The sequence below is a fragment of the Paucibacter sp. Y2R2-4 genome (genome assembly GCF_025717535.1).
GTDB lineage: Bacteria > Pseudomonadota > Gammaproteobacteria > Burkholderiales > Burkholderiaceae_C > Paucibacter_A.
On sequence record NZ_JAJIRO010000001.1, the window covers coordinates 425,926 to 440,052 of the forward strand.

11 protein-coding genes are annotated in these 14,127 nt (G+C 61.3%); 6 read left to right on the top strand and 5 right to left on the bottom strand.

What is annotated here, in order from left to right; genetic code table 11:
* Nucleotides 1–378: 378 nt before the first annotated feature.
* The 6 genes from LNV06_RS01815 to LNV06_RS01845 all read left to right on the top strand — a co-directional run bounded on the left by LNV06_RS01815 (nt 379) and on the right by LNV06_RS01845 (nt 6,058).
* Nucleotides 379–2,004, top strand: a complete 1,626-nt coding sequence (locus tag LNV06_RS01815) for a methyl-accepting chemotaxis protein (RefSeq protein ID WP_263536533.1) — start codon at nt 379–381, stop codon at nt 2,002–2,004.
* Between the two features lie 120 nt (nt 2,005–2,124).
* Entirely contained in the window at nt 2,125–2,562 is a 438-nt protein-coding gene (locus LNV06_RS01825) for a type IV pilin protein (protein WP_318013406.1), read from the top strand.
* Complete coding sequence (locus tag LNV06_RS01830) at nt 2,556–3,029, top strand: type II secretion system protein (protein ID WP_263536534.1); 474 nt, start codon at nt 2,556–2,558, stop codon at nt 3,027–3,029. The genes LNV06_RS01825 and LNV06_RS01830 overlap by 7 nt, the downstream gene beginning before the upstream one ends.
* Nucleotides 3,013–3,471 carry a hypothetical protein gene (locus LNV06_RS01835; RefSeq protein WP_263536535.1) on the top strand — a complete coding sequence of 153 codons (459 nt, stop codon included), beginning with the start codon at nt 3,013–3,015 and terminating at the stop codon, nt 3,469–3,471. Before LNV06_RS01830 ends, LNV06_RS01835 begins: the two co-directional genes overlap by 17 nt.
* 2 nt (nt 3,472–3,473) lie before the next feature.
* On the top strand, nt 3,474–4,193 hold the full coding sequence (locus tag LNV06_RS01840; protein WP_263536536.1) for a PilW family protein: 720 nt from the start codon (nt 3,474–3,476) through the stop codon (nt 4,191–4,193).
* Nucleotides 4,194–4,201: 8 nt separating this feature from the next.
* On the top strand, nt 4,202–6,058 hold the full coding sequence (locus LNV06_RS01845) for a FapA family protein (RefSeq protein WP_263536537.1): 1,857 nt from the start codon (nt 4,202–4,204) through the stop codon (nt 6,056–6,058).
* Here the strand turns inward: LNV06_RS01845 and LNV06_RS01850 are convergent.
* The 5 genes from LNV06_RS01850 to LNV06_RS01870 form a co-directional block, all read right to left on the bottom strand.
* Nucleotides 6,044–7,315: a DEAD/DEAH box helicase gene (locus tag LNV06_RS01850; protein ID WP_263536538.1), complete on the bottom strand. Its 1,272-nt coding sequence runs from the start codon at nt 7,313–7,315 to the stop codon at nt 6,044–6,046. The two genes, LNV06_RS01845 and LNV06_RS01850, sit on opposite strands and share 15 nt — an antisense overlap.
* 66 nt (nt 7,316–7,381) lie before the next feature.
* Nucleotides 7,382–7,738: a methylated-DNA--[protein]-cysteine S-methyltransferase gene (locus LNV06_RS22520; protein WP_318013407.1), complete on the bottom strand. Its 357-nt coding sequence runs from the start codon at nt 7,736–7,738 to the stop codon at nt 7,382–7,384.
* A gap of 206 nt (nt 7,739–7,944) precedes the next feature.
* Nucleotides 7,945–8,961 (bottom strand): tRNA dihydrouridine(20/20a) synthase DusA, encoded by a 1,017-nt coding sequence (dusA, locus tag LNV06_RS01860; RefSeq protein ID WP_411970071.1) that lies wholly within the window; start codon nt 8,959–8,961, stop codon nt 7,945–7,947.
* 114 nt (nt 8,962–9,075) lie between these two features.
* Complete coding sequence (locus LNV06_RS01865) at nt 9,076–12,234, bottom strand: putative bifunctional diguanylate cyclase/phosphodiesterase (protein ID WP_263536541.1); 3,159 nt, start codon at nt 12,232–12,234, stop codon at nt 9,076–9,078.
* 147 nt (nt 12,235–12,381) lie between these two features.
* A complete protein-coding gene (locus LNV06_RS01870; protein WP_263536542.1) occupies nt 12,382–14,058 on the bottom strand; it encodes a formate--tetrahydrofolate ligase in 1,677 nt (558 codons plus the stop codon).
* Nucleotides 14,059–14,127 lie beyond the last annotated feature (69 nt).

Genomic DNA, 14,127 nt, shown 5'->3' on the forward strand with positions numbered 1-14,127 from the left:
GGCGAGGAAGCCGCATTAGAACTCTAAAACTGCGAGGCTTTCACGACAGCACTACAGCGCCAAACCAAAGAGCGCCCAAACGTAGAACAGGGCAAGGCGGCCCAAGCTTGCAACAGATTGGCCGCCGGCGCTGCCTGTATTTTTCCGGATACGAAACTGCCTTCAAGGCCTTACTTTTTGCAGCCCTGCAGTCCGGGGAGTCCCATTCAAGTCTCAAACGCTTAAGCTGTCTTGATTGAAGCGTTTGACATCGCCGTCTCTTTGCTGTGAGCCGCTGCTGTCGCATGGCGCTCAGCCTTGAAACGTCGCCCGTGTTTCGCTGCCGGATGGGTCTCGGCCGCCAGCGGACTTTTGCAGCGATCTTGCGAAAGGGATTCCATGCGATTGAACTTGCCCGTCAGTCAACGTGAGCATGCTTTTCCGCACGGCCAAACCTTGGTCTCCACCACGGACTTGAAGGGGCACATCCTCCATTGCAACCCGGCCTTCGTCGAGCTCAGCGGTTATGCGCAGGAAGAGCTACTCGGCCAAGCACACAACTTGATCCGCCACCCGGACATGCCCGAGGAAGCCTTCCGCGATATGTGGGCAACCATCAGCGCCGGCCAGCCTTGGTCGGGCGTGGTCAAGAATCGTCGCAAGAATGGCGACCATTACTGGGTCTACGCCAACGTCACGCCGCTGACAGACGACGGGGTTCCGATTGCCTATTTGTCGGTACGCACCGAACCCAGCCGAGCTCAGATCGACGCTGCAGAAGCCCTGTATGCGCTCATGCGGGCCGAAAAGCAGACCGGTCAGTTGCTCCACGTGCTGCGGCGGGGTCAGGTCTTGCGCCAAGATTGGCGTGGCCGCCTTGCAAAGTGGATTCGAGCCTGGCCTTGGCTCAAAGCCTGGGCAGGCTACGCCCTGATGGCCGCCTTGGGCTGGGCCAGCGCACGCTTTTGGCCTGAAACCTATCTTCTCAGCGGGCTTGCCCTGAGCCTCCCGGCCGCCGGCCTGGCTTGGACGGCCCGGCGCCATGCTCAAAAAGCCCTGGTGGCGGTGCAGGCCTATGCCAACCAGATTGCGGCGGGTGACCTGAGTCGCCGCCTGAGCGCAAGTGGCAACGAACAAACGGCCGCGCTGGAATCCGCGCTGAATCAACTCTGCGTCAACGTCAGTGCCATCGTCCAAGACACCCGTAAGGAACTGGAGTTGATGCGCGCCGTCACTGCTGAAATTGCCAGTGGCAACCAAAACCTCGCCCAACGCACCGGCGAGCAAGCAGCCAGCCTCGAACAAACCGCCGCCGCCATGGAAGAAATCACCGGCACCGTGCGCAGCAGCACCGACAACGCCCATCAGGCCTCGACGGTGGCCAATGATCTGGGCGCCGTCAGCAGCCGCAGCGCCGAGGTGGTTCACCATGTCACCGACACCATGTCGGCAATTTCAAGTTCTTCTCATCGCATTGGCGAGATCATCCAGGTCATTGACGGCATCGCCTTTCAAACCAATATCCTGGCCTTGAACGCCGCGGTGGAGTCCGCCAGGGCGGGAGAACATGGCCGAGGCTTTGCTGTCGTGGCCAGCGAGGTGCGCGCCTTGGCGCAACGCAGCTCCAACGCCGCCCGCGAGATCAAGCAACTGATCAATGAATCGGCCGAAACCGTCTCGGCCGGCGAGCGCCAGACCCGCAAGGCGCAAGAGAGCATTGATGAAACGCTGAAGTCGGTCCAAGACTTTGGCCGCTTGATCGCCAATATCCACCACAGCGCCGACGAGCAACTCAGCGGCATCTCCCAAGTCAATCAGGCCATCAATCAGATGGAAAGCATCACCCAGCAAAACGCGGCCATGGTGGAAGAGCTCGCCAAGTCTGCCGCGGCCATGCTCAGCCAAGTCGAAGAGGTGCAAGCCTCGGTACAAATCTTCAGACTTGACCGAAAAGACCGCATGGACCGCTTGCCTGATGCCCGCGCCTTGCGCAGACTGAGCAAAACGCCAAGAAAGGAGCGCTAGCACCGCACAAAAGGCTTTTGCATTCATCAATCCGTGATTTCGTCCACAGATGTAATTTTTTCCAGGAGCCTACAATTGGTATCAAAGTGGATCGCAACAAATCCCCAGCAAGGAACCAGATTGAGACCAGACCACATCACTCGCAGCAAGCAAAGGTCGCACCGGGCGCATGGCTTCACCATGGTCGAGTTGATGATCACCTTGGCGGTGGCGGGGATTCTGGCCGCCGTGGCTCTGCCCTCCTACTCCAGCTACGTCAACAAGAGCCGCGCCAAAGGCGCTAGCGCCGACTTGGCCGCTCTGGCCTTGAATATGGAAAACAATTTCCAGCTGCAGCTGAAGTACCCGGTCAATGCCGCCGGCACCGTGGCCAGCAATACCAATTTCAAAGCCTGGTCGCCAGCGCAGTCTGCTTACTTCAATTACACCTTGGTCAGCACCGCCAGCAGCTACACCTTGACCGCCACCGGCAAGGACAAGCTGAGCGGCTGCAATCTGACGCTGGACAACCTGAATACACGCACGGCCAGCAGCAGCTGCGGTTTCACGACATGGTGATTCAGGGGCAATCGGGGCTGAGCTTGATTGAGATGATGGTCAGCATTGCCATCATGATGCTGCTCGCCCTGGCCGTTGCCCCTTTTGCCTCGTCCTGGGGCAGCCAGGCCGCAGTTCGTCAGACCCAACATATGCTGCAGCAGGCCATGAGCCAGCTCAAGGCCAGCGCCCTGCGCAACCCCAGTGGCGTGAGTGCTTCCGCCGCCGCAGTCTTGGTCAGCGTGCCCGGGCAGCTCTGTGTGCGCGACGGTCTGCCGGCTGCGCTGGACTGTGGCCAAGCCGGCCAAAGTGGCTGGACCGCCTTGCCGCCCGCCAGCATCAAGCTCAATGGGGCATTCAGCCAATGCGTGGCCCTGGACAGCGCCGGCATGCCGGTGGCCGCCAGCATCGGCGGCGTCAATTGCGGCACCTCGATGAGTTTCAGCATCAGCAAGGGCACGGAAAGCAGCGATGGCACGCTCTACTGAAACCCTGAGCGTTCAAGGTAAGTCTTCGCCAGGCCGAGCTTCGCAGCGGCGACGCTCGCAGCGCGGTGACGCTCTGATCGAGGCCTTGGTGGCCACCGTCTTGCTGGGCGTGATTGGCCTGGGCCAGGTCTACGCCGTGGGTCGCGCCATGGTCGCGCAGAAATATCAAAAAGGCCAAAGCCTGGCGGTGCAAGGCATTCGCGCCGACCTACAAGGCAATGGCGTGGCCAATGGCTGCCCCGCCAGTGGCAATGCCACCACCAACAGCGTCTTGACCATGGGGGCTGATCTGCAGTTGCAAGGCCTGCAAAAGACTTGCACGGTCACGCCCGTCACCATCACGGTGAATGGAGTCGCCAAAGCGGCCAGCTTGCCCATCGTTCAATACGCGGTGGATGCCGACACCTTGTTCGGCCCGGGCACCCTGACGGTCGGGAACTGAGCATGCCAAGCCTTCAGCCACGCTTCTTACAGTCCGGGCTGAGCCTGATCAGCTTGATGGTCGGGATGGTGATCTCGATGATGGCGGTCTTGGGCGCACTGGCCCTGTACCGCAGCACCACCCAAACCGTATTTGGTGATGGGGGACTGGTGCGTAACTCGGTGCAGGACGGCCAACTCGCCTCCGGCTTGCTGAGCGCCCAGATCGCCCTGCAAGGCGCCGGCTACGGCCTCACAACTCCCAGTACAGGCAGCCATTTTTTGCTGCTCACGAATGCACTCCTGAACCCCGATGCCATGACGCTCAGCGGCACGGTCTTGAACGTGACCGCCGCCGCGCAAAACGGCAATGCGGTGGTCTGGATCAGCAACCCCAATCTCTCTGCCAACAGCGCGGACTACCGCTGCAGCGGACTGGTTTCTGATCCCTCGACGCGAGCGCTCTATCTCATCCAATCCAGCGGCTCTTGCAACCCTTTGAATACGCAGTGGAGCAAGATCACCTGGCTGCGCCGAACCTTGATTGAAAGCAGCGTCTTGGCGCAAGCGGTGACCTTGTCGGTCCAAAAAGACAGCGCCTGCTGGCCGTTTGGTGCGGTACCCCAAGCCATCAGCAAAGTGGCCGCTCCCAGCGCCTCCGTCACCGTCAGGCTGGGCTATGGTTCGAGCGTCACAGGCAGCAGCAACACCTACACCAGCTGCTTGGCCAATCTGAGTTCCTAAACCCCATCATGAGCTCATCCCTGCACCTCAAGTCCCCGAGTCGACGTGTTCAGCGCGGCATCTCCTCGGTGCTGTTCATGCTCCTGAGTGGCTTGTCGCTGGGCGCCATGGTGTTTGGTGCGATCTACTATGTGCGCGGCTTGCAGTCGCAATCGGTCACCGTACACGCACTGACGCAGGCGCAGCTGAAAGCCTGGAACGGTGTTGAGGCGGTGCGCCAGTATCTGTTTCAACTGGGCGCCACCGAAGCCGCCAAACTGAGCCCGAACCAGGCCGTCACATTCGCCGGTGTCACGGGCATTGCGGCCAGTGTGGTGGACGTGACCGCCGCTGACACCACCAACTGCGGCGGCGGCACCCGGGTCGGCTTCAACATCACCGGCAGCAGCGGCGGCGCCAACTCCTTGCTGGCCGCCACCTTCTGCGCCAAAGGCAATGGCGGCGCGCCGGGCGGCGGTGCCAAGTCGCCAGCCGTCAATATCAAAGGCAATCTCGACCTGGGCGGCAAGCTGGATGTGCTCGGGGACAGCGGGACCAAGGTGGTCGTGGACGGCAAGGTCACCGGCAGCGGCAGCCTTAGCGGCATCAACAATCTGTACGCCACCGGCGACATCACGCTGGGTGGCGGCAACAACCTGGATGTGCTCTTCTCCGAGGGCAGCATCAATTTAAGCGGCAGCGGCCTCTACAGTAGCGTGCAGGCGATGAAGACCGTGACACTCAGCGGCGGCGTAGGCGTAGGCAGCCTTACCGCCAACGGTGCTGTCACCATCGAGAGCAATAGCGTCACCGATTTAACGGCACTCGGCAATGTGACCATGAACGGTGCGGCCAAACTCGTGAATCTGAAGAGCGGCGGCAATGTAGTGGGCAATAACTCGCAGATCAGCGGACAAGCCTTGGTTGCCGGCAACTACGAAGAGAAAAGCAATGGCAGCGTCGCCAGCGGCAAGTACGGGGGCAGCCTGATCTCTCCCGCTTGGAACACCCAAATCAATATGACGCGTCAAGCCGGACTGAGCATCAATGTGACGCCGCTGACCGCAGGCACGGTGAGCTCGCCCAAGTTTGACGCCTACGCCTACAAGGCAATTGCTAACTATGTTTTTGAGCGAGTGGGGAGCGACACCAAAGTCACCGTCAACAATGTGAACGGCATCCCGAACGGCAGCTATTTCCTGAAGGGTGACGGCGGCGCCAATCAGGACTACCTCTGCACCGGCAATGCCTACAGTGCGGGCTCCTGCCCTGCCAAGATTTGTGCGGGCTACTCCGACTACAACAGCTGCTTCAACTACAACGGCAGCAAGTGGACGGTGGCCGGTACCACCATGGCGCCCGGCGTGGCCTGGTTCAAAGGTGACCTCGAAACTGCCAGCGGCACCTACTACAACAGCTGGATCGCCACCGGCAATATCAATACCGGTGGCAACAATGTGACCTGGGCCGTCAATTACGCCGGCTACGCCAATGTCTGCAGCAACAGCCGATTTCCAAGTCTGGCGCCCAGCAACTTCTGCAAGCCCGGAGACACCAAGCTGCAGTCGGTGCCCAGCGGCAATATCGCTTTCGGCTCGGGCGGCTATGTTGGCACGGTTTACAGCGGCGGCAAGATCGACTTGAGTGCTTCGAATGACATCTTTGGCTCGGTCTTGGCGGGCGATATTCTGACCACCGGCGGCAGCACCATCGTGCACGGCTATGTATCCGCAGGGCGCCTGGGCAACAATGCCGGCAACAGCACCTTGGGCGCCAGCACCAAGATCGATCTGCGCAATCTGCCCTCGGGCTTTGACCCCGGCAATACCGACCCGACCGCAGCGGAGCCGATGTCGGCTACGCTGCTGTGGTCACGCTACCGCTGAACCTGCTTGACCCGCGCTGGCGGCCAATGCGGCAGCTTCGCGCAACTTGTCTTTCTTGCTCTTGCGCAGGCCCTTGACGCCGCCGGTGGGAGCGGGTGCATTGGCCAAATCGGTAGGCTCAAAACCCTCAATCTGCTCGCGCGGCACCCTTTGTCCCTGGCGCTTTTCAATCAAGCGAAAGTGCGCCTCGCCATTGCTGCTGTGACCGCTGACAAAGTTAATCGCCACCCCACTCTGACCGGCCCGGCCGGTACGCCCGATACGGTGGGTGTAGTCAGCGGTTGAGCGAGGCAGGTCGTAGTTCAACACCACCGGCAGATCGGGAATATCCAGGCCTCGCGCCGCGATATCGGTGGCCACCAGTACTTGGATTTCTGAATTCTTCAAGGCGGCCAGCACCTTGGCGCGCCCGCCTTGGCTCAGTTCACCATGCAAGGCTGCTGCCTTGATGCCCTGCTTCCAGAGCTTGTCGGACACATGTTCGGTAGCGTATTTGGTGGCCACAAAGACCAGCACGCGAGTCCAGGCCTCGGTCTCCAACAGATGGCGCAACAAAGGCGTGCGGCGGCTCTCATCGACCTGGATGGAACGTTGGTGGATGGCGGCAGTGCGCTCTGGCTCTGCGGCAATCTCGATGCGCTCGGGCGCATTCAGCAATGCATCGGCCAAGGCCTGCACCGCGGGAGCAAACGTAGCTGAGAAAAACAAGTTCTGACGCTTCTTGGGGCACAGCGCCAAGACACGCTGCAACTCATCTGCAAAGCCCAAATCCAGCAGACGGTCCGCTTCATCCAAGACCAGGGTGTTAAGCGCGGACAAGCGCAAGGCGTTGTGATCCAGCAGATCCAACAAGCGGCCCGGCGTGGCCACAACGATATCGGCCCCGCCGCGCAAGGCCATCATTTGCGGATTAATCGAAACGCCGCCATAGACCGTTGCAACCTTCAAGGAAACCGGCAGGTCCTGCGCCAAAGCCTGCAGCGCTTCGCCGATCTGGCTCGCCAATTCCCGAGTCGGCACCAGCACCAAAGCGCGCGTCTGGCGCACGCCACTGCCGCGCTGCTGCAGCACCATTTGCAAGAGAGGCAAGGCAAAAGCTGCAGTCTTGCCCGAGCCGGTTTGGGCCAAGCCCAGCACATCGGAGCCGCGCAAAATGACGGGAATGGCGGCCGCTTGAATAGCAGTGGGCGCGTGGTAGCCCTGCTCCCGCACAGCGCGAATCAGAGCGGGCGATAGGCCCAGGGTGGCAAAAGACATGGCAGGGCCTTGGGCAGAGAACAGGGGGAGATTTTAAGGCCGCGCTTCAAGCGCACAGGGCAGGCATCAGAACAAATCGCCTTGCTCCGCCGCTAACTGCCCACTTGCGCGGGCTTCAATCGCCAGCAATTTCAACTTGGTGTCGGCCCCACCATGGGCCGAAAACCCCACCGGCTTGCCGCCCGCCCCCAACACCCGGTGACAAGGCACGATGGGTGCAAAGGGATTGCTGCCCTCGGCCTGCCCGACCGCCCGCGCAGCACCCGCGAGGCCCAAGCGCTGAGCAATATCGCCGTAGCTGAGGGTATGGCCCACTGGGATGCGCCGGGTGATGGCGTACACCTGACGTTTGAACTCCGGGATATCCGACTCATCCAAATGCACTGCCTGCAACTCGGCGGCTTCGGCACATTCGCCAGCCAAGAGCCGCTGAATGGACTGAATCGCCGGCTGGACAGACGCTGTCGGTGACGATTCGCGCGCACTCGGAAAACGCGCTCTGATGCGATCGCGCGTCAGGGATGCCGTCTCCTCCGGCAGCTGAGAGCCCTTGATGCCCCACTCACTCCATGCGATAGCGCAGCAACCCAGCGCCGTCTCAAAGCAGTGAAAGTAAAGCTGCGTTGGCATCAAGACGCCGGTTCGTTGACCTGTGAATCCCGTAGCGCCAAGGTCTGCGCTTGATGTTCAGCCACATGAGCCGCAATGCCTTGACGGGACTGGCTGGCCAACTCCGCCACTGCCCGAGGCGGCAGGGCCTTGTATTGATGATCCGACCAAATCTGCCGCCAGCGGCGCGAACCGGCTTGACCGTTCCAAAGTCCGAGTGCATGACGCATGGCTTGGGTCCAGTGGTGATAGGCACCGGCTGCCACATGGCGCTCCAGATAGTCCAGCCAGACCGACTCCACCTGCTCACGCGATTGCGCCGGATTGGGCGTGCCGAAGAAGCGCCGGTCCCAATCCACCATCTGCCAAGGCTCGTGGTAAGCCTGCCGCCCCACCATCACGCCGTCCACATGCTGCAGCTGCTCAGCGATTTCATCATCCGTCTTGACACCGCCATTGAGCACGATGGTGAGCTGCGGAAAGTCTCGTTTGAGTTGATGCACCAGTTCATAGCGCAGCGGCGGAATCTCGCGATTCTCTTTGGGAGACAGGCCTTGCAACCAGGCATTGCGGGCATGAACGATGAAGACCTCGCAACCCGCATCGGCGATTTGGCCGACAAAGTCGCGCACAAACTCGTAGCTCTCGATCTTGTCGATGCCAATGCGATGCTTGACGGTGACGGGAATGCTCACCGCATCGCGCATGGCCTTCACGCCATCGGCCACCAGAGTGGGCTCCGCCATCAAACAAGCACCAAAAGCGCCGCGCTGCACCCGCTCGCTGGGGCAACCGCAATTCAGATTGACCTCGTCATAGCCCCATTGCTCAGCTAGCTTGGCGCAGGCGGCGAGATCGGCCGGCTCGGAGCCGCCCAGCTGAAGCGCGACCGGATGCTCCTCGGAGTTGAAGTCCAAATGACGAGGCTGATCGCCGTGCAGCAGCGCACCGGTCGTCACCATCTCGGTGTACAGCCGGGTCTTTTGAGTCAGGAGGCGATGGAAGAACCGGCAATGTTTGTCGGTCCAATCGAGCATGGGGGCCACCGAGAGGCGCCAGGGGTTGTTCAGATCTTGTCGCACGCCGCCATTATCCCAGGCCCCGCCTTTGCCTCGTGGAGAAGGCGGCAATTCCTGCGGCCAGCGCTGGGTTCAGTGGGCTGGCGTGGACGGCAGCTCGGCAAGTAGAGGACGCTCTCGCACCCAACGCTCGAACTCCGGGCCGGGCAAAGGGCGACTGATCAAATAGCCCTGCGCCTGATTGCAACCCTGTTCGCGCAGAAAAGCCAGTTGCTGCTCGGTTTCCACCCCTTCGGCGATCGTTTCGCAACCCAAGCTGCGCGCCAGACCAATGATGGTGGCGACGATGGCGCGGTCATCGGCATCGCTGTGGATGTCGCGCACAAAGGACTGGTCGATCTTGAGCCGGTCCATGCGGAAGCGCTTCAGGTAGCTCAATGAGGAGTAGCCGGTGCCAAAGTCATCAATGGCGATGCAAACGCCCAGCGCGTGCAACTGATTCATGGCCGCCACCACATCATCGGGATGATCCATGGCGATGCCCTCGGTCAGCTCCAACTCCAGACACTCGGGCGGCAGGCCGGTCTCTTGCAGAGTGGATTTCACCATTTCAGGCAAGCCCATCTCGCGGAACTGCAGCACCGACAAATTGACCGCCACCAAGGGCAAGGCCAAGCCGGCAGCGCGCCAGGCACAAAGCTGCTGACAGGCGCTGCGCATCACCCAGCTGCCGATGGCGACGATCAGGCCGCTCTCCTCGGCAATCGGAATGAATTCGGCGGGGCTGATCATCCCAAGTGTCGGGTGCGTCCAACGCAGCAGCACTTCGGCACCGCGCAGCTGCCCTTGGGCCAAATCAACTTGCGGCTGATAGACCAGATGCAGCTGCCCAAGCTCCAAGGCTTGACGCAACTCGTTTTCCAGCAAGAGCATGCGCGCCGACTGCGACTGCATCTCGGGCGTGAAAAACCGATAGGTGTTGCGTCCGGCATGCTTGGCCCGGTACATGGCGGTATCTGCACACATAGACAAGCTAGCGTAGCTGTCGCCGTCGCTTGGGAACATCGCAATCCCCAAGGAGCAGCTGACGGCCAAATCATGACTGCCCAGTTGATAGCGCGGCTGGCATGCGGCCAAGAGTTTGCCCGCCACATGAGCGACGCCATTGGCGTCTGTGTTGGGGCACAGCACCACGAACTCATCACCGCCCACGCGGCTGACCGTGTCCTCCTCGCGCAGCGCGGCACTGAAGCGGGCGGCCGCCGCGATCAGCAAGGCATCGCCGATGTGGTGCCCGAGTGAATCATTGACGTTCTTGAATCGATCCAGGTCCAAATAGATCAGCCCCAGCGGCTCGTGGTGCCGGCGCGCATGGTGAATCGCGTTTTGCACCCGGTCTTGCAGCAGCCGCCGATTCGGCAACTGGGTCAAGGGGTCAAACTCAGCCAGCAAGCGGATGCGCTCCTCGGCTTCCTTGCGCTGACTGATGTCTGTGGCGATGGCCATGTAGTGGCTGACCTCACCTTGGGCATTGCGCAGCACACTGATGGACAGCCATTGCGGATAGGTCCCGCCACCCTTGCGACGATTCAAGACCTCACCCGACCATTGGCCCTCGCGCTGAATGGTCTCCCACATCTGGCGATAAAAGCCTTTGTCTTGACGCCCCGAGGCCAATATGCGGGGATTGCGCCCCAAGGCCTCGGCTTCGGAGAAGCCTGTGACCGTGCTGAAGGCCTTGTTGACCCGCACCAAGCAGCCCTTGCGGTCGGTGATCATGATCACCTCATTGCCATGCTCGAACACATTGGCGAGCAGTTGCAATTGCATCTCCGCCCGTTTGCGTTCGATCGCCAGGGCAGTCAAGCGGGCCGCACACTCAATGATGGTGATTTCATAAGGGGCGGGCGCACTCGGCTGCTGACGGTACATCGCGAATGTGCCCAGCAAGGGCCCCTCACCCGATCGGATCGGTTCGGACCAACAGGCGGCAAGGCCCGCTTTGGCGGCCAAGTCCGCGTAATCACGCCAATACGGATGGTGAGCGATATCCTCAACAATGACGCGCTGCCCGGTGTAGGCTGCCGTGCCACAAGAACCCACGGAAGGACCAATGCTGACGCCATCAATCGCCTTGTTGTAGAGCGCCGGCAGACTGGGCGCGGCCCCCATCAGCAGGTGCTGGCCTTCCTCATCCAAGAGCAAGATGCTGCACAAGGTGCCGGGCAACATGCCCTCGATGCGGTGGATGAAGGCCTCCAGCACCTCGCCCATTGCAGCGGAACTGGTCAACTGCTCCATCATGAAAGCGCGCAGCGCGTCCAAAGCCAAAACCTGATCCCGCTGGTACTGAGCCTCGGCCTTGTGTTGCTCGGCTTTGTGCAGCTGCGCCTGCATCTGCGCCAGCCAGCCCAAAACGCTTTGACTCAAGCGCAAGGGTACCTGGATGGGCTGAGAAAAATCGCCTTGGCCGATGCGCATGATTTGCGCCTGAATCTCCAGCGGGCTGCCGCCCAAGGTCCGCGACAGTGCCCGATAAACCCATAACAAGGTGCCAAGCAGGCTCAGGGTGATGATGCTGAGCAAGATCCACATCAGCCGGGCGCGCCGCTCGGCGACTTGCACCTGCTGCAAGGTGCGCCCGTCAATCAAGTGGTAGTAGGCTTGGATGTGGCCCAAAATTTCCGCCTTGGTCTGCAGATAGCTGGCGTCATTGAGCATCAGGCTTGCGCGCTGGCGTCGCTCGAATTGATCGTCCTGCAAACCGTCCACCATACCGATGGCATGCAACTCAATTTTGGCCAGCTCGTCCGAGCGCTGCTTGGCCTGGGTGAGATGGTTCAACTCCTCCGGGCTGATGCCTTGCTCACGAATGAGCTCCATCAGAGGCTTGGCAGGCAATTCGGCGGAAGTCGGAGCACCTGATGGCAAATCCAACAAGTCCCAGTAAATGCTGCCGATAGGCGCAGGCCTGGGCTTGCGCCCATCGCGGATGGCCAAAACATCCAGATACCGCTGCCGAAACGCAAGATCCCCCGTGACCACATAGGTACGCACCATGCGCGTCAGATCATCCGAGGACTGGCGCAATTCTTCGCCGACCTGAACGGTCTGGAAGCGCTGCTCATTGGCCCGGTCGACCTGCTTTTCTGACAGCACATAGGCCGCAAACACGCCGAACAACATCAACACCAGCAAGGCCCCAAGGCGCAGCGCTGAGTTAAAGCCATGACCGGACATGGCGGACGCGCTTGCAGGCTGACTGATGGCAGATTGGCTGATGGCGGGCATCGTGGTGCAGGCTGCGGGATGCAGCAATGGGCACTTCAGACCATCATAGTCCTGGGCCAGCAGCGGGGAAATGACAAGCTGGGCCGCTTTATCGGCCCAGTGTCTTGGACCCCACGGGCGCCATCCCCGCCCGGGGCGCAGGCCCGTTCAGAACAAACCGCTGATGCGCCCGGTCGAATCCACATCAATCCGTTCCGCGGAGGGCACTTTGGGCAGGCCCGGCATGGTCATGATGTCTCCGCAGATGGCCACAATAAACTCAGCGCCCGCTGCCAGTCGCACCTCGCGCACGCGCAAGACATGACCCTCAGGCGCTCCGCGCAAAGTGGCATCGCTGCTGAAGGAATACTGCGTCTTGGCGATGCAGACCGGCAGCTGGCCCCAGCCAGCGTTCTGCCATTCCTGCAACTGGGCGGCGGCCTTGGGCTCGAACACCACCTCGCCAGCACGGTAAATCTTGCTGGCGATGGCGCGGATCTTGTCGGCCAGCGGCGGCTCATCGGCATAAATGCTGGGCGCACGCGCCCCGCCCTGCTCGCACTGCACCACCACCGCGCGGGCCAATTCGGCCGCACCCGCACCACCTTCGGCCCAATGTGTGGCCAACACGCAGCGCACACTGCGTTGCTGACAATAGGCCTCGATCAGGGCGATCTCCTCGACCGTGTCGGCATCGAAGCGGTTGATGGAAACGATGGCTGGCAAGCCGTAGTGTTGCTGCACGTTTTCGATGTGGCGACCGAGGTTGGCCAAGCCAGTCTGCAGCGCATCGATGGTGTCGCTGCCAGGCTTTTTGGCATCCGCCCCGCCGTGGTACTTGAGCGCCCGCACGGTGGCGACGATGACGGCGCAGCTGGGCTGCAAGCCCGCCTTGCGGCACTTGATGTTCATGAACTTCTCGGCGCCCAGATCGGCGCCGAAACCAGCCTCGGTGACCACATAGTCGGCCAGCTTGAGGGCCGTCTGAGTGGCGATCACCGAGTTACAGCCATGGGCGATATTGGCAAAAGGACCGCCATGGACAAAGGCAAGATTGCCCTCCAGGGTCTGCACCAGATTTGGCGCCAGCGCATCTTTGAGCAAGGCGGCCATGGCGCCATCGGCCTTGAGCTCGCGGGCGGTGACGGGGCGCTTGTCTGCGGTGCTGCCGATGACGATATTGCCCAGGCGCCGCTTCAAGTCCTCCAGCGAAGTCGCTAAACAGAGGATGGCCATGACCTCGGAGGCCACCACGATGTCGAAGCCATCTTGGCGCGGGTAGCCGTTGCCGGGGCCGCCCAGTGCGACGGTGATGTCGCGCAGCGCCCGGTCATTCATGTCCACCACCCGCCGCCAAGTGATGCGGCGCACATCGATGCCGAGTGCATTGCCGTGGTGGATGTGGTTGTCGATCAGAGCAGCCAGCAGGTTGTTGGCCAGGGCGATGGCGTGGAAGTCGCCGGTGAAGTGGAGGTTGATGTCCTCCATGGGCACGATCTGTGCGCGGCCACCTCCGGCCGCGCCGCCCTTCATGCCGAAGCAAGGTCCCAGCGAGGGCTCGCGCAGACAGATCATGGCCTTCTTACCGATGTAGTTCAGCCCGTCGCCCAGGCCCACCGTGGTGGTGGTCTTGCCCTCGCCCGGCGGTGTCGGCGAGATGGCGGTCACCAAGATCAAATGCCCGTTCGGGCGACTCTGCAAACGCTCGACCTCGCTCAGACTCAGCTTCGCTTTGAAGTGCCCGAAGGGACTCAAGGCCTCCTCCTGCAGGTCCAGCGTTTGACTGGCCAAGGGGAGAATCTTCTTCAGGGTCGCGGCCTGGGCAATCTCGATGTCGGTGGGCATCAGGGCATCCTCATGGAATGGTTGCGGATGAAAAAACGGCAAGGTCCGGTAAGACCTTGCCGTCATTAT